Below are 25736 nucleotides of genomic sequence, written 5' to 3'. Positions count from 1 at the left end.
TCTCGATGGGGACGTGGAATTACGTTGGGGGTGGGGGAGGTGGGGGGTCAGCTCGCGGTCCAGCCGCCGTCCAGGGGCAGCGACGCGCCGGTCACGAAGCCGCTGTGCGGGCCGCAGAGCCAGAGCGCGGCGGCGGCGATCTCCTCGGGCTCGATGAGGCGCTTGGCCGCGGAACGACGCAGGAGTACGTCGGTGAGTACCTGCTCGGGGGCGATCCCGTGGGCGGCGGCCTGGGCGCTGATCTGGTCCTCGACGAGGGGCGTACGGGTGTAGCCGGGGCAGAGGCAGTTGCTGGTGACGCCGTGGGTCGCGCCTTCCAGGGCGGTGACCTTGCTCAGGCCCTCCAGGGCGTGCTTGGCGGTGACGTAGGCGGACTTGAAGGGGCTCGCGCGCAGGCCGTGCACGCTGGAGATGTTCACGACGCGGCCCCAGCCCTGGGCGTACATGTGGGGCAGCGTCCGGCGCAGCAGGAGGAACGGCGCGGTGACCATGACCTTCTGGATCAGGTCGAACCGCTCCGGGGGGAACTCCTCGATGGCGGCGACGTGTTGGAGCCCCGCGCTGTTGACGAGGATGTCGACGCTGGTGGGCAGGGTGTGCACTGCCGCCGGATCCGCGAGGTCCACGGCGTGGGCCTCGCCGTCGATCTTGTCCGCGACGTCCTTGGCCGCGTCGGCGTGCTGGTCCACGACATGGACGAAGGCACCGGCGTCGGCCAGGGCCACGGCGCAGGCCCGGCCGATGCCGCTCGCGCCGCCCGTGACCAGGGCGGTGCGTCCGGTGAGGTCGGTTCCGGCGGTTCCTGCGGGATCGGCGGATCCTGCGGGTCCTGCGGGGGCGTCACCGCGGGGAGTGAGGCCGGGAGTGGGGCTCGTCATGGCCGGAAACGTAAGGGTGCGCCGGGCGGGGATCCCATGTGTGGGACCCACATAACGAGGGAGCGGAGTGTGTGGGTGGGTGCGGCGATCCGGGTGCGACCGTGGTGACCCGGGTCACGCTCGACGGCTCAGGACCTGTGCTACCTTGCAAACAGCACGTGTGTACGCCGCCTTCTGCGGCGCCGGTGCCGATCTTCTTTTCTTCCGCCTCTTTCGAGGCTCCGCAGTTCCGAGGCTTCCGTATTTCTCGAAGTCCTTGCTGCAGTTCATTCTCCGCCCGTCGTACGGGACGTGAACACACCGTTCCGCCGGGCCCCTCATTCGCATGTCCGCGAAAGGACCCCATCATGAGTACCGCAACCCTCACCCAGAACACCCGGAACGCCCAGAGCACCCGGAACAAGACCACCGCCACGACCACCACCACGACCCCCGTCGTAGCCGTCTCCGGCATCCTCGACGTGAGTCACAACGCCAACGGCCATCTCCGTACCGGCGATTGCCTCCCCAACCCCAACGACGTGACCGTCCCCTCCACGCTCATCCGCCAACTCGGCCTGCGTGCGGGCGACATGGTCCAGGGAAGCTGCGGCAAGTCCCGCACCCTCACCTCCGTCGAGCGGGTCAACGGACACTCCGCCGAAGCCCTGGGCAGGCGCGCACGGTTCGGTGACCTCACCCCGCTGCACCCCCGCGAGCGGCTCCGGCTCGAAACGCCGGGTGTCGGCGGCGGCAGTGTCGCGACCCGGCTCATCGACCTCGTCGCGCCCGTCGGCAAGGGCCAGCGCGGCCTCATCGTCGCGCCGCCCCGCACCGGCAAGACCGTTCTGCTCCAGCAGATCGCCGCGGCCGTCAGCGCGAACCACCCCGAGGCACACCTCATGGTGGTGCTGCTCGACGAACGGCCCGAAGAAGTCACGGACATGAAGCGTTCCGTACGCGGCGAAGTGCTCGCATCGACCTTCGACCGGCCCGCCAAGCAGCACATCGCCCTCGCCGAACTCGCCGTCGAGCGCGCCAAGCGGCTCACCGAGGAGGGCAAGGACGTCGTCATGCTCTTCGACTCCCTCACCCGGCTCTGCCGCGCGTACAACAACGCGGCCTCCAGCGGTGGCCGCACCCTCTCCGGAGGTGTCGACGCCGCCGCCATCCAGGGCCCCAAGCGCCTCTTCGGCGCCGCGCGGCTCGCAGAGGAGGGCGGGTCACTGACCATGCTCGCCACCGTGCTCGTGGAGACCGGATCGCGCGCCGACGACTACTACTTCGAAGAGCTCAAGGGCACCGGCAACATGGAGCTCCGCCTCGACCGGGGCATGGCCGAACGCCGCGTCTTCCCCGCCGTCGACGTCACCCCGTCCGGCACGCGCCGCGATGAACTCCTGGTCCCCGCCGATGAGTTGACCGCTGTACGCGGGCTGCGGCGAGCCCTGCACGGCAGGGACCCGCAGGGCAACCTGGAGGCGATCCTCGATCGCCTCCGCAAGACCCCGGACAACGCCGCCTTCCTGCGGCAGGTGCAGCAGACCGTGCCCGGCGCCGGTTCCTCCAAGGTCAACGGCGGCTGAGGATGCCTCTACGGGCGCGTGACATGCACCCGATACCGGCCCTCCGCGTCGACGTCCGACACCGTGATGCGTACGCCAGTCTTCTTGTCCGTGAAGGTCTGTCCGGGCTCGTAGGTCGCGTCGGAGAGCTCCGCGTGGACGTTCGGCTGGCGCGTGCAGCCGCCGCTGTCCTTCGTGGAGTCGGCGACGCTGATCGGTCCCCGGCCCGTGTCGACCTCCGCGTCCACCCGGTAGATCAGGACGCCGGGCTTGCAGATCGCCTCGTCGTTGCCGCCGCGGGTGCGCACCTCGACGGCGTACCCCTTCGTCGTGCTCATCGGCACGAAGGCGAGCTTGGTGCCGCCGTTCGTCGCCAGCGGGCTCAGCGTGTGCTCGGTGGTGCCCGCGTTCGACGCGCAGCTGATCTGGTCGTCGTCGAGCCAGCCGAGCTTCCACTTGTGCCAGGCGAGGAGGTCGTTGTTGGCGCCCCAGTCCTCGCTCATGATGTCCCAGTGGCCGACCGCGCCGCCGCCCTCCTGCGTGTAGAGGTCGGGCAGGCCGAAGACGTGGCCGTTCTCGTGCGGGAGTACGCGGTAGCCGGTCTCGCCGTAGTTTCCCGAGCCGTCGTCCTGGCGGCTGTAGACGAAGGACGCGTTGGAGACAGGGACGCCGTCCGCGACGGGCGCCTCGGTGTTGCCCGCGAAGGTCACCGACAGGACCGTGTCGAGCGCGGAAGGGCCCGCGTTCGGCGTGATGAGGATGTTCACCAGGTCGTAATCCCGGAAGTCCACGTCCGGGTCCGCGGCGGCCACGATGTCCCGGACCAGCTCGCGGTAGCCCGGGTCGAAGGGCGCGCCGCGCTCTATCCCGTACTCCTTGAAGCTCTTGGGCATCCGCAGCCAGTCGGAGACCGGCGACTCGGGGCGGTAGTCGAGACGTCCGTAGGAGCTGGTGCGAAACCAGTCCGATGTCTGCGGGAAGAACTCCGCGAGGCGGTCGAGCGCGCTGCCCTCGCCGGGGGCGTCGGAGAAGTCGACCATGAGGTTCAGGGCCCGGACGGTGCCTGTGGAGCGGGAGTAGCCGGAAGACGTGGGCACGCCCTCCGACATCTGGACGCCCATCGTGCCGCTGATCATGCACGGGCTGAGGGTCGTCGCGCGGGCCAGGGACACGGGGCCCGCCGCCGAGGGGGACTCCTCCATCAGGCGGCCGGTGCTCGCCGATGTGGTGACCGTGAGGGCAAGGATGGCGCAGGTGGCCAGTGCCGCGCCACGTCGGGCTCCGCGTATCTGCCTCCAGGTCGGCTGCTGCATCCGTGGGCCTTCCCCTCGCGGCAGCCGCCGGTCCTGGCTGCACCCTTTCGATCACCCTGTGCCGGTGGGTGCGCGGGCGCTCGCTGGGTGCGACCGATCGTGGGTTTTTCGCGCACAGAGGTGTGACGCGGGTCACGGGAAGAAAGTCGGGGAGCGGGAAATATCCGGGGAGTCTTTCCCCGTTTAGACCTGAGTCCGAGCGAAACGGGGAGTGATTCCCCGCATCGCGCACCCGAGGCTCCGGCACCGTCCGGGGCGTCAGAGGCTCCGGCACCGTCCGGAGTCCCGACCACAAGCTTGAGGAGAGCCGCCGTGGAGACCGCGACCGCTGAGCAGCGCCGCACGCCCCGCCCGCGGGCCGACGCGCTGCGCAACCGGGAGCGGATCGTCGCCGCCGCACGCGAGATGTTCGTCGAGTTCGGCCCCGAGGTGCCGTTCGACGAGGTCGCGCGCAGGGCCGGCGTCGGCAACGCGACGGTCTACCGGCACTTCTCCGACCGTTCCGAACTGGTCCACCAGGTCGTCCTTCTTGTCACCGACCGCGTCTCGGCACACGCCGAGGAGGCGATCGCGGCGGCCGACGCCGACGCGAGCGTCGCGTTCGACGCCCTGCGCCGGTTCGTACATGCTTCCGCCGACGAGCGCATCGGTGCCCTGTGCCCGGTCCTCCAGGCGGCCTTCGACCCTGATCACCCGGATCTGGTCGACGCCCGTGAGCGGCTCGAAGCCGTGATCGACGGGCTCATGCACAGGGCGCGCGCGGCCGGGCAGCTGCGCACCGACATCGCCGTCGGGGACCTCATGGTCGCTCTCTCCCAGCTCACCAGGCCGCTGCCCGGCACGGCGTGCCTGAACATGGACCGCTTCGTCCACCGGCATCTGCAGCTGTTCCTCGACGGCCTGATGGCGCCGGCCCGCTCAGAGCTGCCCGGTGAGGCGGCGACCTTGGAGGACCTCCGCGAGTGCTGAGTCCCGCCTGACCACGCTCACCCGACTTCACGCCTGACCTCTTCACGCCCGATCTCTTCACGCCTGACTTCTTCCGCCTGACCTCGCTCGACTTCGCAGCAGGCGACTTCGCAGTACGCGGCTCGCGTCGCTTTTTCGGTCTTTTTCACCACTCGTATCGCTAGGTGGCTACTCCCATGTCAGAAACAGATCCCAGGCGCTGGAAAGCGCTGATCTTCATCGCGCTCGCGCAGCTGATGGTCGTGCTCGACGCGACCATCGTGAACATCGCGCTGCCCTCCGCCCAGCAGGACCTGGGCATCTCGGACGGCAACCGCCAGTGGGTCATCACGGCCTACGCCCTGGCCTTCGGTGGCCTGCTGCTCTTCGGCGGCCGAATATCCGACCTCTGGGGCCGTAAGCGGACCTTTGTGACCGGCCTGATCGGCTTCGCCGCGGCCTCCGCGCTCGGCGGCGCCGCGACCGGCGAGGCCATGATGCTGGGCGCCCGCGCCCTGCAGGGTGTGTTCGGCGCGCTGCTCGCGCCCGCCGCCCTCTCGCTGCTCGCCGTGATGTTCACCGATGCCAAGGAGCGCGCCAAGGCGTTCGGCATCTACGGTGCGATCGCCGGTGGCGGTGGCGCCGTCGGCCTCATCCTCGGCGGCTTCCTCACCGAGTACCTGAACTGGCGCTGGACGTTCTTCGTGAACATCCCCTTCGCCGCTGTCGCCGCACTGGGCGCGTACTTCGTCATCCGTGAGCCGGCCGGTGGCCGCAACCGCTCGCCGCTCGACATCCCGGGCGTGGTCCTGTCCACCCTCGGTCTTGTCGCCCTGGTCTACGGCTTCACGCGTGCCGAGTCCGAGGGCTGGTCGGACTCCGTGACCATCGGCATGTTCGTCGCATCGGCCGTCCTGCTCGCCGCGTTCGTCCTCACGGAGTCCAAGGTCAAGTCGCCGCTGCTTCCGCTGCGCGTCCTGACCGAGCGCAACCGTGGCGGCGTCTACATGTCGCTCGGCCTCGCGATCATCGCGATGTTCGGCCTGTTCCTGTTCCTCACGTACTACCTGCAGATCGTCCAGGGCTTCTCGCCGGTCAAGACCGGCTTCGCGTTCCTGCCGATGATCGTCGGCATGATCACGGGCTCCACGCAGATCGGCGCCCGCCTGATGACCCGCGTCCCGCCGCGGCTGCTCATGGGCCCCGGCTTCCTGCTCGCCGCCGGCGGCATGCTGTTCCTGACGCAGCTTGAGGTCAACACCTCGTACGCCGGTGTGATCCTGCCCGGACAGCTGCTGCTCGGCCTCGGTATGGGTACGGCGTTCATGCCCGCCATGTCGCTCGCCACGCACGGTGTCGAGGCGCGTGACTCCGGTGTCGCCTCCGCGATGGTCAACACTTCGCAGCAGGTCGGCGGCGCCATCGGCACGGCTCTCCTGAACACCATCGCCGCCTCCGCCACCACCGCGTACATCACTTCGCACGCGGCGGGCGCGACGACTCCGGCGGCACAGAAGCTGCTCCAGGCCGAAGCCATGGTCGAGGGCTACACCAGCGCGATCTGGTGGGCCGTCGGCATCCTGGTGGCCGCCTCCGCGATCGCCTTCGCGCTCATCAACACCGGTGCCCAGGGCGGCGCTCCCGCCGCCTCGGGTGACACCGACGGTGCCGCGGTGGAGGACGAGGTGCGGATCCCGGTGGTCGCGCACTGACCCCGGGTATCAGCAGGCAATAGCAGGTAACAGGGAGGCTCAGCGGAGCCAGGGCAGGTCCGCCCCCGCCTCCTTCGGCTGAAGTCCCTCGGCGACGATCACCATGATCTCGCCGAGGGACTTCTGCTGTTCCGGGGTGAGCCGGTCGAAGAGCGCCTGGCGTACGGCGGCGACATGGCCGGGCGCGGTCCGGCGCAGGACGTCGTACCCGTCCTCGGTGAGGATCGCGAACTGGCCGCGCTTGTCGGAGGGACAGTCCTCGCGGCGCACCCAGCCGTTCTTCTCCAGGCGCGCGATGGCGTGCGAGAGGCGGGACCGGGTGATCTTGGTGTTCCTGGCGAGCTCCGTCATGCGCAGCCGCCGCCGCGGGGCGACGGAGAGCTGGACGAGGAGTCCGTAGTAGATGTGCGGCATGCCGGCGTCGCGCTGCAACTGGCGATCGAGGTGATCCTCCAGGAGCGTGGTGGCCTGCAAGTACGCGAGCCAGGTGCGCTGTTCCTCGTCATTGAGCCAGCGCGGCTCCCCGTCGGGGGCGTCGGGGGGAGAAGTGGGTGCCGTATCCATGTACTCCACTGTACGCAGCCCTTTCTTGAAACTTAAACAAAGCAGGAGTAGGGTCATCGTCGAGCGAAAGCTTGAGAGTTAAAGTAAATCGTTCTTCGTACGCTCTTCGTACGTTCTTCGTCGCACGTTCCCGGTTCTCGGAGGCGCCGTCATGACCGCAACCCAGGAGCGCATGCCCGCCCTGTACCTCAGCCACGGCGCACCGCCGCTCGCCGACGACGAGCTCTGGCCCGACCAGCTCCGCGCCTGGTCCGCGGAGCTGCCGCACCCCAAGGCCATCCTCATGGTCTCCGCCCACTGGGAGGAGGCCCCGCTCGCGCTCGGCGCGACGGAGACGGCGCCGCTGGTCTACGACTTCTGGGGCTTCCCCGAGCACTACTACCAAGTGACGTACGCCGCTCCCGGCGCCCCTCAACTGGCTGATTCGGTACGTAAATTGCTGCGCGGGGCCGGTACGCCGGTGCAGGACACTCCGGATCGCGGGCTCGACCACGGAGCGTACGTCCCCCTCGTCGAGATGTATCCAGGCGCGGACATCCCCGTTCTCCAGATCTCCCTGCCGACCCTCGACCCACGGCGCCTGATGGACATCGGCCGCAAGCTGGCGCCGCTGCGGGACGAGGGCGTGCTGATCGTCGGCAGCGGCTTCTTCACGCACAATCTGGCGGCGCTGCGCCAGGGCGGTACGCCGTCGTGGTCGGTGGAGTTCGACGCGTGGGGGCACGAGGCGCTGGACGCGGGCGATGTGGACGGCCTCCTCGACTTCCGGCACAAGTCTCCGGCGGGCGAGCTCGCGCATCCGCGTACGGAGCACTTCGCGCCCCTGTTCGTGACACTGGGGGTTGCCGAGGCCTCGGGGGATCTGGGCCGGGAGCGGCAGCGGAGTGTGATCGACGGGTTCTGGATGGGGCTTGCCAAGAGGTCGGTGCAGTTCGGCTGATCTAGTTCGGCTGATCTCTGAGGCGGGTCTGCGCTACGTGAGCGGTTCGCTGATCTCTATCGCGCGCAGGGCTGCTTTCAGGGCCTGCTCGTCGCCCACGTCCAGTGCCGTGTCGGTGAACTTGATGACGTGCTCGTCCCCGTGCGCGAGCGCCCGCTCGAAGACCTCATCGGGGGCGAAGGTGCCGGGTGCGGTGTACGCGACCGGGGCGTCAGGGGCGTACATCGAGGTCACGGCGGCCGACGCCGTCCAGGCCGCGTGCAGGCTCGGCGCCCACAGGGTGCGGGGCAGCGCGGGCAGGGCGCGCAGAACGGCGTTGGGCGCGGTCGACGCGTGCACCAGCATGGTCGCCTCGCCGTGGCCGTGGGTGGCGTACCGGTGAGTGGCCGCGCGCACCAGTTCGGTGAGCCTGCGGTGCGCCTCGTCCGGGTCCGTCACGTCGGCCGCCCACGCGGGGAGGCCCGCGATCCGGCCGAGCCTGGCGGGGAAGCTGCCGCTGTCCCTGTCGGGGAGCGGCTCGACGGCGTCCAGGGCGGCGACTGCGGTGCCTCCCGGCTGCTGCGGCAGGAGTGCGATGCCGGTGGTGGGGTGGTGGCGGGCGGCCCAGTAGCCGAGGCCGTGGGCGAGTTCGGCGAGGCGGGGCTCCGTCGCCTCCCCCGCCAGGAGCGTGCGCACCGCGTGGCCCACCCGGATCACCGGGTGCGTGGAGCCGCCGTACATGCCGGGCAGCAGGAGCGGCCACCACGCGGCGAGTACGTCACGCCACGGGCGTTCGCCGATCTGCCTGTCGAAGTACGCGATCCAGTCGGCCGCGCGGCGCGGATCGCCGAGGGCCGCACGCCAGTTGTCGGCGGTGATTGACTCGACCGTGCTCGGGTACTCCTCCAACTTCGACGCGTACAGCTCAAGCCAGCGGTGGACGGCACCGGACCGGCCGTGCGCGGCGAGCGCCTCGACGGCCATCGGCGCGTGGTTGGTGAGCCGCCCGAGCCGCTCGGGTCCCGAGGCGTGCAGGCGCTGCAGGGCTTCGTCGAGGGTGCCGGAGCTGTCGGCTGCGGCGTCGGCTCCGGTATCGGCTGTGGCGTCCATGGAGGGACGGTAGGCGGGGCGCGAGCGGGGCGTAACGGCCTTGCGGACTAGGTCAGGACCTAGGACGGGGCCCGCGGGACCTAGGTCCCGCTTGGAGGCTGAGGGCCGAGGGGACGCTCGTACCAGGCAACGTCCCAGTAGCGGCCGAACTTCCGGCCGACTTCGCGGTACGTGCCGACGGGCCGGAAGCCGAAGCGTTCGTGGAGGCGGCCCGACGCGTCGTTCGGCTGGGCGATCCCGGCGTAGGCGCGATGCAGGTCCTCACCCTCCAGGGCCTCGAAGAGCGCCTTGTAGAGCAGGGTGCCGATGCCACGGCCCGCGGCATCCGGTGCGCAATAGACGCTGACTTCCACAGAGGTGGCGTACGCGGGCTTCGTTCGGAAAGGACTACTGGTGGCGTATCCGAGGATCAGTCCGGAATCCCGTTCCTGGGCAACCAATAGGCGGTGGGGGCCGTCTTCAGGATGGGAGAGCAGCCAAGGGCGGCGCTCTTCTGGCAGGAAGACGGCTGTGTCGAACGTGATCGCCGTCTCTCGTACGTAGTGGTTGTAGATATCGGTCAGTGCTTCGAGATCGGCCTCCGTGCCCGGCCTGACCTGCACCTCTGTACGTTCCGACGGCATCTGGCCTCCCCATGTGGCGGCACAGGGTACTGCAACGTCAAGAAAATAGGTGCGCGGCTTGGGAATTCTGTCCGGATTCCAGTCGTTGTTTCCATCGGAAGCAGGGCACCCGCGAGGGTGTGGTTTCCACCACAGAGGCCCGTGAAAAGGGCCGACCAGGACCTCCACACGCAAGGGAGCACGCATGGCAACCCGTGCCGTCGCCCGTCGTAAGTCCGCCTCCACCGGCGAGACCGACGCGGCACGCAGTGTTCGCGCCGTAGGCGGGGAGATCGCCGACCGCGACCTGGTCGGCATGTACCTCGACGAGATCGCGCGTACGCCGCTTCTCGACGCCGCCAAGGAAGTCGAGCTGTCCCAGATCATCGAGGCCGGTGTGTACGCCCGGAAGATAATCGACGGCGACATCGAGGACTCCGTCCCCGGCGCTGCAGCTTCCCGCGAGGAGCTTGAGGCGCTGGTCGCCGACGGCGAGCGGGCGAAGGATGTCTTCATCCGGTCGAACCTGCGGCTCGTCGTCGCTGTGGCCCGCCGCTATCCGAGGAGTGGTCTGCCCCTCCTCGACCTGATCCAGGAGGGGAACGCGGGCCTGGTGCGCGCGGTCGAGAAGTTCGACTACGCCAAGGGCTTCAAGTTCTCCACGTACGCCACGTGGTGGATCCGCCAGGCCATCACGCGCTCCATAGCCGACCAGTCGCGCACCATCCGTCTCCCCGTCCACCTCGTGGAGGAGCTGGGGCGGATCCGCCGGGTCATGCGCGAGTTCAACCGTAAGAACGGGCGCGACCCCGAGCCGGCAGAGGTCGCCGATGAGCTCGACTCCACGCCCGCGCGAGTGACGGACGTCCTGGACTGGGCGCGTGACCCGGTCTCGCTGAACATGGGCGTGGACGACAGCGGAGACACACAGTTCGGTGACCTGCTGGAGGACACTTCCGCGGTCTCGCCCGAGCAGTCGGTCCTGACCCTGCTGCGCAGCGAGGAACTGGACGACCTGATCGGCCGCCTCGACCAGCGCACGGCCTCCATCATCAAGATGCGGTACGGCATCGAGGACGGCCGCGAGCGGACCCTGACGGAGGTCGGCAAGCAGCATGGGCTTACGCGGGAGCGGATCCGTCAGATCGAGAAGCATGCGTTGCTCGAGCTGAAGAAGATGGCTCGGGACACGGGATTCGACGCGGCGGCCTAGGCCTGAGCGGCCCGCCAAACCGTCCATCAGCAGAGCCTCGGTGCCATCCCCCCGGCGCCGGGGCTCGCTAGGGTCACGCCCCCGACGCTCGCGTCAATCGGGAGCCCAGCCCCCGCAGGGACGCCACCAGTTCCGGGGGCTCGTGGGCCACGAAGTCGCAGCCGGCCATGGCGAGGCGGACGGCCAGCCAGTCGACGGAGTCCGTCACCGTCGAGCGGAGGCGACAAGTGGAGTCCGTCAGGGCCTCCGGCGTGCCGAGAGCCGCCGGAAACCTGGCCGCGACGGCCTCCGCGGAGGCCGCGAACGTCACGTCGATCGCGTACGAAGGCTGCCCCCGCCACACCGACCGGCGGATGAACTCCGCGGCGTCCCCCGTGGGCAGTTCGCGCGGCACGAAGCGGGCGCCGGTGGCGAAGGGGGACGACACCCGGTCCACCCGGAACGTACGCCAGTCGTCGCGGTCGATGTCGTACGCGACGAGGTACCAGCGCCGCCCGGTCGACACCAGACGGTGCGGCTCCGTCAGGCGCCGGGACTCCGTACCGTCGCCGGAGCGGTACGCGAAGCGGAGGCGTTCCTGGCCCGCCGCCGCTGACGCCATGACCGTGAGCGTCTCGGGCGCGATACTGGCGCCGTCCCCGCTGGTCAGCGGCGTCGTGGCGATCTGGAGCGCCTGGACGCGATGGCGCAGCCGGGAAGGCAGCACCTGCTCAAGCTTCGCCAGGGCCCGGACCGACGCCTCCTCCACCCCCTCCACCGCGTGACCCGCCCCTGCCCGCAGGCCCACGGCGATCGCCACCGCCTCCTCGTCGTCCAGGACGAGCGGCGGCATCGCCTTGCCCGCGACGAGGCGGTAGCCACCGGCCGTCCCCTGGCTCGCCTGCACCGGGTAGCCGAGGTCCCGCAGCCGGTCGATGTCGCGCCGCACCGTACGGCGGCTGACGCCGAGCCGGTCGGACAACTCCCCGCCCGGCCACTCGCGCGGCGTCTGGAGGAGGGAGAGGAGCTGCAGAAGCCGCGCAGGGGTGTCCGTACCGCCGGTGCCGCCCGTACCGCCGGACCTTTCCGAAGCCGAGGTCGTGCCCGAAGTCGAGGTCGAGGTCGTGCCCGAAGTCGAAGTCATGTCGTCCAGGATGCCGCGTATCTAGGACACGTACTGGCCTATATGACTTCTAGGCTTCTCTCATGACTTACAGCAGCCCTGCCACAGCACCGACCGGAACGGCGGCCGCCGCCGCCGACCGGCGCCGCTGGTTCGCCCTCGCCATCGTGATGACCGCGGCCTTCATGGACCTCGTCGACGTCACCATCGTCAACATCGCGATCCCGTCCATCCAGCAGGACGCCGGCGCCTCGTACAGCCAGATCCAGTGGATCACCGCGGGTTACGCGCTCGCGTTCGCGGCCGGGCTGATCACCGGCGGGCGGCTCGGCGACATCCACGGGCGCAAGCGGATGTTCCTCATAGGGATCGGGGGCTTCACGCTCGCCTCAGCGCTCTGCGGGTTCGCCGCCAACCCGGAGATGCTGGTCGCCTCGCGGATTCTGCAGGGCGGCATGGCCGCGATGATGGTGCCGCAGGTCCTGTCGATCGTGCACGCCACCTTCCCCGCGCACGAACGGGGCAAGGTCTTCGGGCTCTTCGGGATGATCGTGGGGCTCGGCGCGGTCTCGGGGCCGCTGCTCGGCGCACTCCTCACCGAGTGGAACATCTTCGGTCTCGAATGGCGGCCGATCTTCCTGATCAACCTGCCCGTCGGTATCGCGGGGCTGATCCTGGGGCGCAAGTTCATCAGTGAGTCCAAGGCGCCGAAGGCCCTCAAGCTCGACCTCGTCGGCGTCGTCCTCGTCACGCTCGGCCTGCTGATGGTGCTCTACCCGCTCACCCGTGGGCAGGAGCTGGACTGGCCGCTGTGGGGCTACGCCCTGATGGCGGGCGGACTCGTCGTCTTCGGCGCGCTCATCGCGTACGAGAAGGCGAAGGCGGCCAAGGACGGTTCGCCGCTGGTGGAGCTGTCCCTGTTCAAGGTGAAGAGCTTCGCCGCGGGCATCGCGGTGCAGACCGTGTTCGGTGTCGCGATGGGCATCTTCTTCCTGGTCTGGACGCTCTACATGCAGACGGGGCTCGGCTGGAGCGCGCTGCGGGCGGGCACGACCGGGGTGCCGTTCTCGATCGCCGTCTCGGCGGCGGCCGGTATGTCCGTGCAGAAGCTGGTGCCGCGCTTCGGACGCAAGGTGCTGCAGGGCGGCGCGCTCATCATGGCCACCGGGGTGCTGCTCTACATCTGGGAGGCGGACCGGTACGGCGCGGACATCGCGTCCTGGCAGATGGCTCTGCCGCTGACCGTGATGGGTGTGGGCATGGGACTGATCGTCGCGCCCCTGACGGACGCCATCCTCTCGGACGTGCCGCGTGAGCACTCGGGGTCCGCGTCCGGGCTCCTGAACACCGTGCAGCAGATGGGCACGGCGCTCGGACTCGGCCTGGTCTCCGTGGTGTTCTTCGGCGCGATCGACGAGAAGGCCGCGCGGAGCCAGGTGCCCATGGAGATCGTGGGCGCGTTCCAGAACTCGCTGTGGTGGGTCGTCGGCGTGCTCACCGTCATCTTCCTGCTGATGTTCGCCCTGCCGGGCAAGCCGCGCCAGCATGTCGAGGGTGGTGAGGACGCTGAGGGCGGGGACGTAACGTCCGAGGACGTCGATGAACTTCCGCAGCGGGAGCCCGCGTTGACCTCCTGAGCGGTGTCGGATCGGCGGGCGCGGCCCGGGTGGAGCCTAGAGCTCCGCCCGGGCCGCTTTCGCGTCAAGGGACTCGAGTACGGAGCCGGGGTTGCCGCCCTTCGTGACGGCGGCCCCGATCTCCTTGCGGATGGCCGCCCGTACCGTCGGCCACGAGCGCAGACCGACCGGCTGGAACTGTGCCTGCGGCATCTGGTCGATGAACTTCCACAGCGGGCGCTGGGCCGCGTCCGCGCGCAGCGCCGACGACGCGGAGCTGGTCACGGGAAGCGCGGCCTGGCCGCCGCCGTACGCCTTCGCCGACTTGCGGCCGTAGAGATGGCTGAGGAACTTGCCGCACGCGTCGCGGTGGCCGTTCTGCTTGAACGCCATCAGCCAGTCGCTCAGGCCCACCGGCGCCGCCGAGCCGCCGAGCCGCGTGGGGAAAGCGGCATGCGCGTAAGGGAACTTGGCCTTGTCGGCGGCGCCCATGAGCACCGGGTGCGCGATCAGCATCCCGATGCCGCCGCGCATGAACTGCTCGTACGCAGCCGTCCTGTTGAGCCCTGCCGGGTCGGCGCCCGCGAGCTCCTTCGCCACCAGTTCGTCCCGCAGCCAGGTCAGCGTCCGGACGTTGCTCGCGGTGTGGAAGTCGTAGCCGGTCGCCAGGGCCGCATAGCCGCCCTCGTCCGCGAGCATCCAGGAGAGGGCCTCGTCCTCGGCGGCCTCGGGGCCCAGCTGCAGCCCGTACGGCGTCTTCACTCCGATCCCCTTCAACGCTTGGGCCGCCGAACGCAGCTCGGCCCAGGAGGTGGGGGCGCCGCTGATGCCCGCCTGCTTGAAGAGGGCCGTGTTGTAGAAGAGGCGTGGGGTGCTGGCGAGGAACGGGATGCCGTACTGAACGTGCTTGACCGATCCCGCTTCGGCGTACGAGCGGGTGAAGTCGGCCTCGGTGCGGATGTCGAAGAGGTCGGACGCGCCGTAGAGCTGGTCGTCCTCGGCGTAGGGGGCGAAGACGTTCGACTGGGCGACGTCGGGGGCGTCACCGTCCTTCACTCGGCGGGCGAGTGTCCGGTCCAGCTTGTCGAAGGGGACGCGTTCCAGGGCGATCTTGACGGTGGGGTGCGCCTTCTCGAAGGCGGAGACCAGGCCGTCCCACTGGTCGCCGATGGAGGAGCCGACGCTTCTGTCGTAGCTGGCGACGAGGAGTTTGAGGGTGGTGGTGTCGCTGCCGGATGCGCAGCCGCTGAGGCTGAGGCCGAGGCCGAGGCCGAGGGTGGAGGCGCCGGTGAGACCGGCCGAGTTGGTCAGGAACTGTCGACGACGCACCGGGCTTGCCACCTTCTTGGACGTACTTGATCTCATTCTTGGACGTACTTGATCTCACCGTATTCGCGTGGTGGCAGATTCTGTCACATAGGCAGAATGTGCCTGAGTGGCCCTGTGCTTGAGTGGCCCTCTGCTCAGCCCCTTGGCATAACCTGCCTCGCATGCCCGCAAGTTCACCCAACTCGCCCGATTCGCTCGGATCGCACGGCTCGCACGGCTCGCACGGATCGCCCGGCTCGCTCACCGAGCGCCGCAAGGCGGAGACGCGCCTGGACATCGCCCGTGCCGCGGCCGCGCTCTTCGTCGAGGACGGGCTGCGAGCCACCCGAGCCGAGGACATCGCCCGCGCTGCGGGCGTCGCGCCGCGCACCTTCTACCGCTACTTCGCGACGAAGGAGGAGGCGGTCGCCCCGCTCTTCGTCGCCGGTGCGCAGCAGTGGGCCGAGGCGGTGCGGGGCGCCCCCGCGGATCTCTCCGTGCGGGACGCGCTGCGGCACGCGGCGGCGCGGGCGCTGGTCCCTGACAGTGATGCCGCGCCGGGGGTCGCCATCGGGGACGCGGAAGCGCTGGAGTGGGTGCGGGCGTTGCTGCGCATGGCGGGGGAGAGCGCTGCTCTCCGGGCGGTGTGGTCGGACGCCTGCCACGCCTCCGAGGAGACGCTGATCTCCGTTCTGGCCGAGCGGGAGGGTCTCGGGGTGGGGGTGCGGGCGCAGGCGCCTTCGCTGGAGCTGCGGCTGGTGGCGGGGGTTGCCAGTGCGGCGGTGCGGGTGGCGGTGGAGGCGTGGGCGCTGAGCGACGCCCCGGCCGGGGGTGCGGGTGGGCCTGCGGCCCTGGCGGAACGTTGCATCGAGGCCCTGGAGGGCTTCCGCTGGCCGTAGGGGGAGGGGGGCGGGTGGGTGCGGTGCTGGTTCGTCTGTGGGGGCGGGGCCGCGCCGGTATGTCCGTCCTCGCTATCCGCTACTGGCCGCTGCCCGCTTCGGTTCACTCCACCCCCTTGGTGACGCGGGGCAATCGGGCGAGTGGGTGGGAGAGGTCCCTTCGGGCGGCAACCCTTGCTCCCCGCACTCCCAGGACGGAAGTCCGTTTGTGTCTGCTGCGCGCCCGGACGTGTTTACTTTGCGGAAATCCGGCCGTAGTCTCGGAGATAACCCACAAGCTCGGGCATCAGGCGGAGGCAAACGGACATGTACGCACCGGAGCGCCAGCAGGAGATCCTGCGGCTCGCGCGCGACGGCGGACGAGTCGACGTGCTGTCGCTGGCCGAGGAGTTCAAGGTCACCGCCGAGACCATCCGGCGTGACCTGAAGGCCCTGGACCGCGCAGGCCTCGTACGCCGCGTGCACGGCGGCGCCATACCGGCCGGACGCCTCGACTTCGAGCCCGACCTCGCGGAGCGGGAAGGAACGTCCGCCGACGAGAAGGACCGCATCGCACGCGCCGCCCTCGCCGAGCTGCCCACCGAAGGCAGCGTCATCCTCGACGCGGGATCGACGGTCGCCCGCCTCGCCGCCTCGCTCCCGCTCGAATCGACGTTCACCGTCGTCACGCACGGCCTCCCCACCGCCGCCCGCCTCGCCGACCACCCCGGCATCCAGCTCCACCTCATCGGGGGCCGCGTCCGCAGCCGTACGCGCGCCGCCGTCGACGCGTGGGCGCTGCGGGCGTACGGAGAGATCCGCGCGGACGTCCTCTTCGTCGCCGCGAACGGCTTCTCCGCGGAAGCAGGCCTGACCACCCCCGACCTCGCCGAAGCGGCCGTCAAGCGCGCTGCGATCGGCGCGGCCCGCCGCGTGGTGCTCCTCGCGGACTCCACGAAGTACGGGCAGGAGCACTTCGCGCGCTTCGGCGGTCTCGATGATGTGGACCTGCTGATCACCGACACCGGGCTCGGTGTCGAGGACGCCGCCGCGATCGAAAGCGGCGGCACGGAGGTGATCCGGGCATGAGCGGCACGGACGAGAACGTGGACAGCAACAGCAGTAACAGCCATACGCAGGTCGGCAACGAAACGGTACGTACGCGCATGATCCTCACCGTCACCCCCAACCCCTCCCTCGACCGCACCTACGAGGTCCCCTCACTGGACCGCGGTGAGGTCATACGGGCCACCGGCGACCGGATGGACCCGGGCGGCAAGGGCGTCAACGTATCGAGGGCGGTCGCGGCCGCGGGCGGGGAGACGCTCGCCGTCCTGCCGCTCGGCGGTGCGCCCGGCGCGCTCGTCGACCAGCTCCTGGACGAGCAGGGCATCAAGGTCGCGCCGGTGTGGGTCGCGGGCCAGACCCGCTCCAACATCGCGGTGGCCGAACCGGACGGCACCCTCACCAAGATCAACGCGACGGGGCCCGAACTGACGCCGGTCGAGGCCGAGCTGCTGCTCTCCGCCGTGCGGGAGCGGTCCGTGGGAGCCGACTGGATCGCCTGCTGCGGCAGCCTTCCGCGCGGACTCGCCCCTTCCTGGTACGCGGATCTCGTGGCCCGCGCACACGCCGCCGGAGCCCGTATCGCCCTGGACACCTCGGGCCCGGCGCTGCTCGCGGCGCTCGCCGAGCGTCCCGACGTCGTCAAGCCGAACGCGGAGGAGCTCGCCGAAGCGGTGGGCCGCCCCCTGTCGACGGTCGGCGACGCGGTCAAGGCGGCTGAAGAGCTGCGGGAGCTTGGCGCGCGGGCCGTGCTCGCCAGCCTCGGTGCGGACGGTCAGCTCCTGGTGGACGACTCGGGCAGGTACTTCGCCAGCGCCCCGGTCGCCGCCGTACGCAGCAACGTCGGCGCCGGTGACTCCTCCCTGGCCGGTTTCCTCATCGCGGGCGGCACCGGCGCCACGGCCCTCGCCTCGGCGGTGGCGCACGGCGCGGCAGCGGTGCAACTCCCCGGCAGTGCGATGCCGACCCCGTCCGACCTCGCGCCCGACGCGGTCACGGTCACGTCGGAGGTCCCCCTGGACCGCGTACTGACGGAGCCGGTGTCATGAGTCCCCACCCCCGCAAGTACCTCCCCACCACCTCAACCCCCGTCTCCCCCTCCACCCCCATCTCCACCCCCGTCCCCGTCCTCACCCCCGCCCTCCGGGCGATACGCGTGCGAAGGAGCCCGCGATGAGCGAGATGATCACCGCGGAACTGGTCGACCTCGAAATCGACCGGTCCGCCGGAACCAAGGAAGCGGCGGCCCGTGCCCTCGCCGAGCGCATGGTGGCCCTGGGCCGGGTGACCGACCTGGACGGATTCCTCGCCGACGTGGCGGCCCGCGAGGCGCAGATGCCGACCGGGCTCGACGGCGGCATCGGCATCCCGCACTGCCGCAGCGCCCACGTCACCGAGCCGACCCTGGCCTTCGGCCGCTCGGCCGACGGCATCGACTTCGGGGCGCCGGACGGACCCGCCGACCTGATCTTCCTGATCGCCGCTCCGGCCGGTGCCGACGACGCACACCTGACGATTCTCTCGTCGCTCGCACGGCAGTTGATGGACGAGGAGTTCACGAGCGCGCTGCGCGGAGCTGAGGACGCGGCGACGGCAGCGGCTCTGATCAGCGGGGAGCCTGCCACCCGCAGCGCGGCGGAAGAACCCGCCGACCCGCGGCCGGAGAACGACGACCCCACCCCGGCGGAGCCGTTCCGCATCGTGGCGGTGACCTCCTGCCCCACAGGCATCGCCCACACCTACATGGCAGCCGAGTCCCTCGAGAACGCGGCCCGCGAGGCAGGCGTAGAGCTGACGGTGGAGACGCAGGGCTCCTCCGGCTTCACGCGCCTGGACCCGGCGGTCATCGCCGCCGCGGACGCGGTCATCTTCGCGCACGACGTCCCCGTACGGGAGAAGGACCGTTTCGCCGGTAAGCCCACCGTCGACGTCGGCGTGAAGGCGGGCATCAGCAAGCCCGCCGCGCTCATCGCGGAGGTCCGGGCGAAGGCGGCCCGTGGCGAGACCACCGCGGACGTCGGGCCGAGCCCCGTCGACAACGCCGGTGACAGCGGCGACGGCTACGGCACCAAGCTGCGCAAGTGGCTGATGTCCGGCGTCAGTTACATGGTCCCGTTCGTCGCCGCGGGCGGTCTCCTCATCGCGCTCGGCTTCGCCATCGGCGGCTGGAAGATCGACAAGGCGCCGTCCGTCGCCGAGCACTTCGTGTGGACGGACACCACAAGCTGGGCCGCGCTCCTCTTCCAGATCGGCGGGCTCGCCTTCGCCTTCCTGGTGCCGGTCCTCGCGGGCTACATCGCGTACGGGATGGCCGACCGGCCGGGACTCGTCCCCGGATTCGTCGGCGGCTCCGTCGCCGTCACCATCAACGCGGGCTTCCTCGGCGGTCTCGCGGCGGGCCTGATCGCGGGCGCGGTCGTCATGGGCATCCAGCGCGTGAAGATCCCCACCGTCCTTCGCGGGATCATGCCCGTGGTCGTGATCCCGCTGATCTCGTCCGCGGTCGTCGGCTTCCTGATGTTCCTCGTCATCGGAAAGCCCATCGCCTCGCTGCAGAGCGCGCTCACGGACTGGCTGGAGGGCCTCTCCGGCGCCAACGCCATCATCCTGGGCGTCATCCTCGGCCTGATGATGTGCTTCGACCTCGGTGGCCCGCTGAACAAGGTCGCGTACGCCTTCGCCGTCGGCGGCCTCGCCAACCCGACCGAGGGCAGCCTCAAGGTCATGGCCGCCGTGATGGCGGCCGGCATGGTCCCGCCGCTCGCCATGGCCCTCGCCACCACGGTCCGCGGCCGGCTCTTCACCAAGACCGAGCGCGAGAACGGCAAGGCGGCCTGGTTCCTCGGCGCCTCCTTCATCACGGAGGGCGCGATCCCGTTCGCCGCGGCCGACCCGCTGCGGGTGATCCCCGCGTCGATGGCGGGCGGCGCCGTCACCGGCGCCCTGTCGATGACCTTCGGCTGCACACTGCGGGCTCCGCACGGCGGCATCTTCGTGGTGCCGCTCATCGGGCAGCCGCTGCTCTACCTGGTCGCGATCCTCGCCGGTGTCGGCGTCTCGACCGTGTCGGTCATCCTGCTCAAGGGCACCCGGAAGCAGGCCCCTTCGGAGAGCGGCGCCACGGCTGAGGAAGCTGTGGCGGAGGAGCGCGTACCGGCGGCTGTCTGAGCTTCCAACTGGGCTCTTATCAGGGCTTCTGTCTGAGCTCTGACTGTTCGGCCCCTATGAGGGGGGTTGTGCGACATGCGTCACTTCGGGACGTAAGTCCTACAACCCCCCTGTCGTAAGCCCCGGATCGTGTTGTCTACTGTGCGGCATGCTCCAGAATGTCTCGATCCTCCAGCAGGCAGGCGTGGCCGTACTGGCCGTGGCGACCGCCGTCTGGGCCGTGGGCCTGGTGCGGGTGCTGCGTCGCGACCAGGTCGACGCGGACGTCTGGCGTCAGTCCCAGGCGCTGCGTGCGCTGCCCGCGCAAACAGGCCCTCCGCGCGCGGAGACGGTCGAGCTGACGGCGGCCGAGCGCGCCGCATTCGCCGTTCTCGTGCGGCAGTTCGGCGGCGACGGCAGGTCGTAGATCTACCTCGCACGTCTCTACTTCGTACGCCTCTGCCTCGTACGCCTCTGCTCCGTACGTCCTTCTACTTCGTACGCTGCCGCGGAAGGCTCCTCGCGCGCTGCTCCATCGCCGCGCGGGCCGCTTCCTCGGATACGTACACCTCGCACCGGTGCCGCTTGTCGGGCGTGACCGTGTGCTCGACCTCCCAGAGGCTGAGCTCGCTGCCGTCGAAGAGTAGGAACGCGTGCTCGTAGAGCGAGAAGCAGAGGCGTGCCTCGCCCGCGAGGCAGGGGCGGCCGAAGGCTTGTGTGATCTGGTGCGCGAACGCCGAGCGCAATAACCTCCCGATGTCCTCACCGGGCCGCCCCTCGCCCACCGAGTTCTCCGCGCGGCGCAGCAGCCTGCGCGCGTGATCCGCGGAGTCGTCAGGGATGTACGTGTGCCGGGGCTCGTCGGTGACCGGGAGCTGGAGCACGACGGGCTGCTCGCAGGCGGCGGCGGGGGTGTCGGGCGGGAGCGGCAGGCGCGCGGTGGCGATACCGGCCTCGTCCTCGTCCGCGTACAGCTCGTACTGGGCGTGGCTGCCGGGGCCCGTGTTGTGCACGAGCTCCCAGAGGGTGAGCGCGCCGGCGTCGGCGAGCAGCCACGTGTGTCGGTACGTCTCGCGGTGCAGGCCCGCGCTGTGATGCGCGGAGTGCAGCGAACTGTCGTACGCGAGAGCCGATTCCAGGCGTCCTATAGTGTCGTCCGGCAGGTCGAAGGAGTTCAGGGCGCGGCGAAGAAGCCGCTCGAGATGCTCCTGCGGAGAGTGCGGAGACTTCTGCTCGGCCGACTGTGGCTCGCACGCCGTCTCGTACTCATACGGAACGCTCAAGGTTTCTCCCGGCGTTGCTACATGTCACCTTGTGAGTGCATACCGTAGCCCCTGAGTCGGACATCATGCCCGGGAACGGGAAAACGCACGAGCCGCACGGCAAGTTCCCGTGCGGCTCGCGGTGTTGGCCCTGGTCAGAGGGCCGGACTCGGTGGCTGAAAAAAATCAGCCGGCGCTGCCCGCCGTCCACTCGCTCCAGGACATGTTCCAGCCGTTGAGGCCGTTGTCCGGGGCGACGGTCTCGTCCGGGGAGCCCTTGACCGTCACGACGTCGCCGATGAGGGAGTTGTCGTAGAACCACGCGCCCGGCGTGCTGGAGTCGCCCGCGCCCTGTGCGTCCTGCAGGCCGACGCAGCCGTGGCTGGTGTTGGAGCTGCCGAAGATCGAGGGCGAGCCCCAGTAGTTGCCGTGGATGAAGGTGCCGGAGGACGAAAGGCGCATCGCGTGCGGGACGTCCTTGATGTCGTACTCGCCGCCGAAGCCGACCGTGTCGCCGTTCATACGGGTCTGGGTGAACTTCTCGGCGATCACCATCTTGCCGTTGTACGTGGGGTTCGACGGGCTGCCCGCGGAGATCGGGATGGTCTTGATGACCTTGCCGTCCCGCTCGACCGTCATCTTCTTGGCGTTCACGTCGACCGTGGAGACCTGCGCGCGGCCGACGGTGAAGGTGACGGTCTTGTTCTGCACGCCGGTGGCGCCTTCGGCGCCCTTCACGCCCTCCAGGGCGATCTTCATCGTGACCTTGGAACCGGCCTTCCAGTACTCCTCGGGCCTGAAGTCGAGGCGCTGGTTGCCGAACCAGTGGCCCACGATCTTCTGGCCGCTGTCGGAGGTGACCTTGATGTGCGACTGGACGGACTGCTTCTCGGTGATCGCCTTGTCGAAGTTGAAGGAGACCGGCATGCCGACGCCGACCTTCGTGCCGCCGTCGGGGGTGTAACTGCCGATGAAGCTGTTGTCCTTCGAGACGGTGGTGAAGATCGAGTTCTCGGTCGCTTCCTTGCCCTTGGTGTCCTTCGCGTCGGCCGTGATCTTGTACTTCATGCCGCGCTCGAGCTGGGCCTTGGGCTTCCAGCTCGTGCCGTCGCCGGAGAGCGTGCCGTCGACCGCCGCCCCGGTGGAGACCAGGGTCATCTTCACCTCGGTCAGCTTGCCGCCCTCGACCTTGACGCCGGTGGCGTTGATGGAGGCGCCGGTCGAGCCGTCCTTCGCCGAGATGGTGATGTCGGCGCCCTGGGCCTTGGACCCGCCGTTCTTGTCGTCGCCGTTGCCGTCCCCGTCGCCGCTGCAGGCCGTAAGGGAGAGCGCGCCCACGGCGGCGAGCGCGGTGGCCGCCAGAAGGGTGCGCCGCCGGGGCTTGGCTATGTGCGACGTTGTCACGGGTGCTCCATCTTTATGCGAAGTGCGCGTTCTGATCCAGTAGGGGATAAGAGCGGCGAGCGGGTGGAAAGGTTCCGTCCGGTCGGTGTGAGGGTGGGCACAGCGGCATGGCCCGTCGGCGGCCCAACGGGCTGTGGTCTGTGGGTATTTGTAGCCGTTCTTTCTGGGGATTCCCTTAGTTGATGCTTTGGGGTGACTGAGAGCCCTACCGGGGCTGCTCGTCGTGGAGGTCCTGGAGGTCCTGGAGGTCCTGGAGGTCGTGGACGTCGTAGAGGTCGCGGTACGAGGGGAAGTTGCCGCCCGGTGTCTCCACGGACTCCGCAGCCAGGAGCGCCCGGACGATCGCCGCCGTCACCATGTCCGCGCCCGCCGCGAGGATCTCGTTCAGGGCGAGCGGGTTCTGCGCCGCTCCCGGCAGGGGACGCTCGCCGGTCGCGAGGGCGAAGACGGTGTCTCCGTCATTGAGGAGATGGACGGGACGTACGGCACGTGCCATACCGTCGTGCGACGTTCCTGCGAGCTTCTGCGCCTGCGCCTTGGTGAGTTCGGCGTCCGTGGCGACGACGGCGAGGGTGGTGTTCAGCGTAGGAGGACCACTCTCGGAGCCGGAGCCGGAGCCGGAGCCGGAGCCTGAGGCGGAGGAGGTGGAGGCGGCTGCTTCGGCCAGGCGTCGCGTGGCCTCCTCGTGGGCCTCCGGGGCGGGGTAGTTCACCCGACGTCCCTCGAAGTACCGCCCGTACAGCGCGCCCGTCTGCGGATCCACCCCCGAGCCCGCCGCGTTCGCCACGACCAGGGCGGCGACCGTGACACCCGATTCCAGCCTGACGCTCGCGCTGCCGATGCCGCCCTTGACCTTGCCGACCACCGCGCCGGTACCCGCGCCCACGTTCCCCTCCTCGACGGGAGTGAAGGGCTCGGTGCCCGCGGCGGCCTCCACTGCGGCGCGGCCCGTCGCGGCGTCGGGGCGCGCCTTGAAGTCGCCTCCGCGGCCGAGGTCGAAGACGCAGGCGGCCGGGACGACGGGGACGACGTGGGAGGGGTCGGGGCCGACCCGTACGCCGCGGCCCTGCTCCTCGAGCCACGCCGTCACGCCGCTCGCGGAGTCGAGGCCGTACGCGCTGCCGCCGGTCAGCACGACGGCCTCGACGCGCTGCACCAGGTTGCGGGGGTCCAGGGCGTCCGTCTCACGGGTGCCGGGGCCGCCGCCGCGTACATCCACGGCCGCGACGGCGCCGCCCACAGGGGCGAGCACGACGGTGGTGCCGGTGAGGTGGCCTTCGTGCGCCGGGGCGGTGCGGGTGGCATGGCCTACGCGAAGGCCGGGGACATCGGTGAGGGAGTTGAGGGAGTGGGAGGAATCCATGCCGACTTGCGTATCACGCGGGGGAGTTAAGCGGTCGTCATGGGAGCAGCACAGCAGACGGGTTCCGCCGCATCGGGCTGCGGCGCGCGGCGCCCCGCGGGTCGGCGGTGACACCCGGGCGCCGCGTGGCGGACGGCCTGGACCCGCTCGCGCACCGCGGCGGTCCACGAGGTCCGAAGGCCCCCTGAACTTCGTGTCTTTGGGCCGGCCCGCGCATGCCCTACGACTCTGCTCCTGAAGAGCCGCGCACGGGAGCCTGGAATGGTCAGGCCCCGGAGCAAGGTCGGGACCCGTAGCGAACTGGGAACCAACATGAGATCGCCTGCCGCCCAAGAAGCGCCGACCGCACCAGCGGGCACGACGTACGACCCCGTGCAGTACCGCCCCGGCAAGACCATCACCGACTGGGAGCCGGAGAACGAACTCTTCTGGAAGTCCATCGGCAAGAAGGTCGCCGCCCGCAACCTGTGGATCGCCGTCCCCGCGCTCCTGGTCGCGTTCGTCGTCTGGCAGGTGTGGTCGGTCACCGCGACCAACCTCAAGGACGTCGGCTTCGGCTTCTCCACCTCGCAGCTGTTCTGGCTGACGGCCGTTCCCGGCCTCACCGGCGGCACGGCACGCGTCCTCTACACCTTCCTCGGCCCGATGATCGGCCAGCGCCGCTTCACCGCGCTCTCCACGGTCGTCCTGGTCGTCCCGCTGATCTGGCTCGGCATCGCGGTCCAGGACCCGAACACCTCGTACGGCGTGATGGTCGCCATCGCGGCCCTCTGCGGCGTCGGCGGCGCCAACTTCGCCTCGTCCCTCGCCAACATCGGCTTCTTCTTCCCCAAGCGCGACAAGGGCAACGCCACCGGCATCAACGGCGGCCTCGGCAACCTCGGTGTCTCCGTCGTCCAGCTGGTCACCCCGATCGTCATCACCAGCTCGGTCATCGCGGTCGGCTCGGCCCAGCACAAGGCCGACGGCACACCCGTGTGGCTGCAGAACGCCGCGTTCCTGTGGGTGCCGGTCCTGGTGATCCTGGCCGTCGTCGCGTGGTTCGGCCAGAACGACCTGAAGGTCGCGTCGACCCCGTTCAGCCAGCAGAAGATCATCTTCAAGCGCAAGCACAACTGGCTGATGACCTGGCTCTACGTCGGCACGTTCGGTTCCTTCATCGGGTTCGCGGCGGCTCTGCCGATGCTCATCAAGACCACGTTCACGCCGATCGACGCGGCCTACTCCGCGGCGACGTATGCCTGGATGGGCCCGGCCGTGGGCGCGCTCGCCCGCTGGGCAGGCGGCTGGATCGCCGACAAGATCGGCGGCGCCAGGGTCACCATCATCTCGTTCGTCGGCATGGCGATCTCGATCATCGGCGTCATCAACTTCCTGCCCTCCGGCGGCGACAACGGCAACTTCTACGGCTTCTTCGCCTGCTTCCTGTGCGCGTTCTTCTTCTCGGGCATCGGTAACGGCTCGACGTTCCGCCAGATCCCGGTGATCTTCCGCGACCAGCACCTGAAGGGCCTGACGGAGGGCACACCCGGCTACACGAAGGCGCTGAAGCAGTCCGAGGTGGAGGCGGGCGCCGTCACCGGCTTCACCTCCGCCATCGCCGCGTACGGCTTCTTCTTCATCCCGGCGATGTTCGCCAACTTCCCGGTCACCAGCGCGATGTGGGGCTTCGTGGCCTTCTACGCCAGCTGTATCGCGGTCTGCTGGTGGTTCTACGCCCGCAAGGGCGCGGAGTCCCCGAGCTGACGCCCCGCCCCTGAAAGGCGTGGGCGCAGTGGGCCGGGTGTG

General features: G+C 69.8%; 22 protein-coding genes. 12 read left to right on the top strand and 10 right to left on the bottom strand.

What is annotated here, in order from left to right:
• Positions 1 to 47 precede the first annotated feature (47 nt).
• The gene (locus ACFQ7F_RS06755; protein WP_383267128.1) at positions 48 to 878 is read right to left on the bottom strand and encodes a 3-hydroxybutyrate dehydrogenase; all 831 of its coding nucleotides are present in this window, start codon (positions 876 to 878) and stop codon (positions 48 to 50) included.
• Positions 879 to 1225: 347 nt separating this feature from the next.
• Here ACFQ7F_RS06755 and rho point away from each other — a divergent pair, with 347 nt between their 5' ends.
• Entirely contained in the window at positions 1226 to 2443 is a 1218-nt protein-coding gene (gene rho / locus ACFQ7F_RS06750; protein ID WP_383267126.1) for a transcription termination factor Rho, read from the top strand.
• A gap of 8 nt (positions 2444 to 2451) precedes the next feature.
• Here rho and ACFQ7F_RS06745 read toward each other — a convergent pair whose 3' ends face one another.
• A complete protein-coding gene (locus tag ACFQ7F_RS06745; protein ID WP_383267124.1) occupies positions 2452 to 3735 on the bottom strand; it encodes a M6 family metalloprotease domain-containing protein in 1284 nt (427 codons plus the stop codon).
• A 312-nt stretch (positions 3736 to 4047) separates the two neighbouring features.
• Between ACFQ7F_RS06745 and ACFQ7F_RS06740 the strand changes: the two genes are divergently transcribed.
• Both ACFQ7F_RS06740 and ACFQ7F_RS06735 read left to right on the top strand, forming a co-directional pair.
• Complete coding sequence (locus ACFQ7F_RS06740) at positions 4048 to 4704, top strand: TetR/AcrR family transcriptional regulator (RefSeq protein ID WP_383267121.1); 657 nt, start codon at positions 4048 to 4050, stop codon at positions 4702 to 4704.
• A gap of 176 nt (positions 4705 to 4880) precedes the next feature.
• The gene (locus ACFQ7F_RS06735; RefSeq protein WP_383267119.1) at positions 4881 to 6395 is read left to right on the top strand and encodes an MFS transporter; all 1515 of its coding nucleotides are present in this window, start codon (positions 4881 to 4883) and stop codon (positions 6393 to 6395) included.
• A gap of 39 nt (positions 6396 to 6434) precedes the next feature.
• Here ACFQ7F_RS06735 and ACFQ7F_RS06730 read toward each other — a convergent pair whose 3' ends face one another.
• A complete protein-coding gene (locus ACFQ7F_RS06730; protein WP_383267114.1) occupies positions 6435 to 6959 on the bottom strand; it encodes a MarR family winged helix-turn-helix transcriptional regulator in 525 nt (174 codons plus the stop codon).
• 151 nt (positions 6960 to 7110) lie between these two features.
• Between ACFQ7F_RS06730 and ACFQ7F_RS06725 the strand changes: the two genes are divergently transcribed.
• Positions 7111 to 7899, top strand: coding sequence for a dioxygenase (locus ACFQ7F_RS06725; protein ID WP_383267112.1), 789 nt, complete (start codon positions 7111 to 7113; stop codon positions 7897 to 7899).
• Positions 7900 to 7932: 33 nt separating this feature from the next.
• On the opposite strand, the gene ACFQ7F_RS06720 is transcribed toward ACFQ7F_RS06725, so the two are convergent.
• Positions 7933 to 8988, bottom strand: coding sequence for a questin oxidase family protein (locus tag ACFQ7F_RS06720; protein WP_383267108.1), 1056 nt, complete (start codon positions 8986 to 8988; stop codon positions 7933 to 7935).
• Between the two features lie 80 nt (positions 8989 to 9068).
• Positions 9069 to 9611, bottom strand: a complete 543-nt coding sequence (locus tag ACFQ7F_RS06715; protein ID WP_383267106.1) for a GNAT family N-acetyltransferase — start codon at positions 9609 to 9611, stop codon at positions 9069 to 9071.
• Between the two features lie 184 nt (positions 9612 to 9795).
• On the opposite strand from ACFQ7F_RS06715, the gene ACFQ7F_RS06710 reads away from it, so the two are divergent.
• On the top strand, positions 9796 to 10803 hold the full coding sequence (locus ACFQ7F_RS06710) for an RNA polymerase sigma factor RpoD/SigA (RefSeq protein WP_383267104.1): 1008 nt from the start codon (positions 9796 to 9798) through the stop codon (positions 10801 to 10803).
• A 73-nt stretch (positions 10804 to 10876) separates the two neighbouring features.
• Here ACFQ7F_RS06710 and ACFQ7F_RS06705 read toward each other — a convergent pair whose 3' ends face one another.
• Complete coding sequence (locus ACFQ7F_RS06705) at positions 10877 to 11926, bottom strand: helix-turn-helix transcriptional regulator (RefSeq protein ID WP_383267101.1); 1050 nt, start codon at positions 11924 to 11926, stop codon at positions 10877 to 10879.
• A gap of 62 nt (positions 11927 to 11988) precedes the next feature.
• Between ACFQ7F_RS06705 and ACFQ7F_RS06700 the strand changes: the two genes are divergently transcribed.
• Entirely contained in the window at positions 11989 to 13542 is a 1554-nt protein-coding gene (locus ACFQ7F_RS06700) for an MFS transporter (protein ID WP_383267099.1), read from the top strand.
• A gap of 36 nt (positions 13543 to 13578) precedes the next feature.
• On the opposite strand, the gene ACFQ7F_RS06695 is transcribed toward ACFQ7F_RS06700, so the two are convergent.
• The gene (locus ACFQ7F_RS06695; protein ID WP_383267096.1) at positions 13579 to 14850 is read right to left on the bottom strand and encodes an extracellular solute-binding protein; all 1272 of its coding nucleotides are present in this window, start codon (positions 14848 to 14850) and stop codon (positions 13579 to 13581) included.
• A 161-nt stretch (positions 14851 to 15011) separates the two neighbouring features.
• Here ACFQ7F_RS06695 and ACFQ7F_RS06690 point away from each other — a divergent pair, with 161 nt between their 5' ends.
• From ACFQ7F_RS06690 to ACFQ7F_RS06670, 5 genes are all read left to right on the top strand, one after another.
• The gene (locus ACFQ7F_RS06690; RefSeq protein ID WP_383267093.1) at positions 15012 to 15728 is read left to right on the top strand and encodes a TetR/AcrR family transcriptional regulator; all 717 of its coding nucleotides are present in this window, start codon (positions 15012 to 15014) and stop codon (positions 15726 to 15728) included.
• 306 nt (positions 15729 to 16034) lie between these two features.
• A complete protein-coding gene (locus ACFQ7F_RS06685; RefSeq protein WP_383267091.1) occupies positions 16035 to 16796 on the top strand; it encodes a DeoR/GlpR family DNA-binding transcription regulator in 762 nt (253 codons plus the stop codon).
• Between the two features lie 77 nt (positions 16797 to 16873).
• Entirely contained in the window at positions 16874 to 17821 is a 948-nt protein-coding gene (pfkB, locus tag ACFQ7F_RS06680) for a 1-phosphofructokinase (protein WP_383267242.1), read from the top strand.
• A 124-nt stretch (positions 17822 to 17945) separates the two neighbouring features.
• On the top strand, positions 17946 to 19940 hold the full coding sequence (locus tag ACFQ7F_RS06675; RefSeq protein ID WP_383267088.1) for a fructose-specific PTS transporter subunit EIIC: 1995 nt from the start codon (positions 17946 to 17948) through the stop codon (positions 19938 to 19940).
• A gap of 148 nt (positions 19941 to 20088) precedes the next feature.
• Positions 20089 to 20346: a hypothetical protein gene (locus ACFQ7F_RS06670; protein ID WP_383267085.1), complete on the top strand. Its 258-nt coding sequence runs from the start codon at positions 20089 to 20091 to the stop codon at positions 20344 to 20346.
• A gap of 64 nt (positions 20347 to 20410) precedes the next feature.
• On the opposite strand, the gene ACFQ7F_RS06665 is transcribed toward ACFQ7F_RS06670, so the two are convergent.
• The 3 genes from ACFQ7F_RS06665 to ACFQ7F_RS06655 all read right to left on the bottom strand — a co-directional run bounded on the left by ACFQ7F_RS06665 (position 20411) and on the right by ACFQ7F_RS06655 (position 23948).
• Positions 20411 to 21202, bottom strand: a complete 792-nt coding sequence (locus ACFQ7F_RS06665) for a DUF6227 family protein (RefSeq protein ID WP_383267083.1) — start codon at positions 21200 to 21202, stop codon at positions 20411 to 20413.
• A gap of 165 nt (positions 21203 to 21367) precedes the next feature.
• Positions 21368 to 22585 carry an Ig-like domain-containing protein gene (locus tag ACFQ7F_RS06660; protein ID WP_383267080.1) on the bottom strand — a complete coding sequence of 406 codons (1218 nt, stop codon included), beginning with the start codon at positions 22583 to 22585 and terminating at the stop codon, positions 21368 to 21370.
• A 205-nt stretch (positions 22586 to 22790) separates the two neighbouring features.
• Positions 22791 to 23948 (bottom strand): P1 family peptidase, encoded by a 1158-nt coding sequence (locus ACFQ7F_RS06655; RefSeq protein ID WP_383267077.1) that lies wholly within the window; start codon positions 23946 to 23948, stop codon positions 22791 to 22793.
• Between the two features lie 312 nt (positions 23949 to 24260).
• Between ACFQ7F_RS06655 and ACFQ7F_RS06650 the strand changes: the two genes are divergently transcribed.
• Positions 24261 to 25694, top strand: coding sequence for a NarK family nitrate/nitrite MFS transporter (locus tag ACFQ7F_RS06650; protein ID WP_383267075.1), 1434 nt, complete (start codon positions 24261 to 24263; stop codon positions 25692 to 25694).
• Positions 25695 to 25736: the final 42 nt, after the last annotated feature.

Origin of the sequence: Streptomyces sp. NPDC056486, from assembly GCF_042795295.1 — a bacterium.
Lineage (GTDB): Bacteria > Actinomycetota > Actinomycetes > Streptomycetales > Streptomycetaceae > Streptomyces.
Note: the sequence above shows the minus strand (reverse complement) of the source record. Positions and strands in the feature narration are given on the sequence as shown.

What these genes read in the sequence shown, in the direction of transcription:
- ACFQ7F_RS06710 (WP_383267104.1), top strand. Translation starts at nt 9,796, where the DNA reads ATGGCAACCCGTGCCGTCGCCCGTCGTAAGTCCGCCTCCACCGGCGAG.
- ACFQ7F_RS06745 (WP_383267124.1), bottom strand. Translation starts at nt 3,735, where the DNA reads ATGCAGCAGCCGACCTGGAGGCAGATACGCGGAGCCCGACGTGGCGCG.
- ACFQ7F_RS06655 (WP_383267077.1), bottom strand. Translation starts at nt 23,948, where the DNA reads ATGGATTCCTCCCACTCCCTCAACTCCCTCACCGATGTCCCCGGCCTT.
- ACFQ7F_RS06705 (WP_383267101.1), bottom strand. Translation starts at nt 11,926, where the DNA reads ATGACTTCGACTTCGGGCACGACCTCGACCTCGACTTCGGGCACGACC.
- ACFQ7F_RS06730 (WP_383267114.1), bottom strand. Translation starts at nt 6,959, where the DNA reads ATGGATACGGCACCCACTTCTCCCCCCGACGCCCCCGACGGGGAGCCG.
- pfkB (WP_383267242.1), top strand. Translation starts at nt 16,874, where the DNA reads ATGATCCTCACCGTCACCCCCAACCCCTCCCTCGACCGCACCTACGAG.
- ACFQ7F_RS06650 (WP_383267075.1), top strand. Translation starts at nt 24,261, where the DNA reads ATGAGATCGCCTGCCGCCCAAGAAGCGCCGACCGCACCAGCGGGCACG.
- ACFQ7F_RS06670 (WP_383267085.1), top strand. Translation starts at nt 20,089, where the DNA reads ATGCTCCAGAATGTCTCGATCCTCCAGCAGGCAGGCGTGGCCGTACTG.
- ACFQ7F_RS06675 (WP_383267088.1), top strand. Translation starts at nt 17,946, where the DNA reads ATGAGCGAGATGATCACCGCGGAACTGGTCGACCTCGAAATCGACCGG.
- ACFQ7F_RS06720 (WP_383267108.1), bottom strand. Translation starts at nt 8,988, where the DNA reads ATGGACGCCACAGCCGATACCGGAGCCGACGCCGCAGCCGACAGCTCC.
- ACFQ7F_RS06725 (WP_383267112.1), top strand. Translation starts at nt 7,111, where the DNA reads ATGACCGCAACCCAGGAGCGCATGCCCGCCCTGTACCTCAGCCACGGC.
- ACFQ7F_RS06685 (WP_383267091.1), top strand. Translation starts at nt 16,035, where the DNA reads ATGTACGCACCGGAGCGCCAGCAGGAGATCCTGCGGCTCGCGCGCGAC.
- rho (WP_383267126.1), top strand. Translation starts at nt 1,226, where the DNA reads ATGAGTACCGCAACCCTCACCCAGAACACCCGGAACGCCCAGAGCACC.
- ACFQ7F_RS06690 (WP_383267093.1), top strand. Translation starts at nt 15,012, where the DNA reads ATGCCCGCAAGTTCACCCAACTCGCCCGATTCGCTCGGATCGCACGGC.
- ACFQ7F_RS06715 (WP_383267106.1), bottom strand. Translation starts at nt 9,611, where the DNA reads ATGCCGTCGGAACGTACAGAGGTGCAGGTCAGGCCGGGCACGGAGGCC.
- ACFQ7F_RS06700 (WP_383267099.1), top strand. Translation starts at nt 11,989, where the DNA reads ATGACTTACAGCAGCCCTGCCACAGCACCGACCGGAACGGCGGCCGCC.
- ACFQ7F_RS06735 (WP_383267119.1), top strand. Translation starts at nt 4,881, where the DNA reads ATGTCAGAAACAGATCCCAGGCGCTGGAAAGCGCTGATCTTCATCGCG.
- ACFQ7F_RS06755 (WP_383267128.1), bottom strand. Translation starts at nt 878, where the DNA reads ATGACGAGCCCCACTCCCGGCCTCACTCCCCGCGGTGACGCCCCCGCA.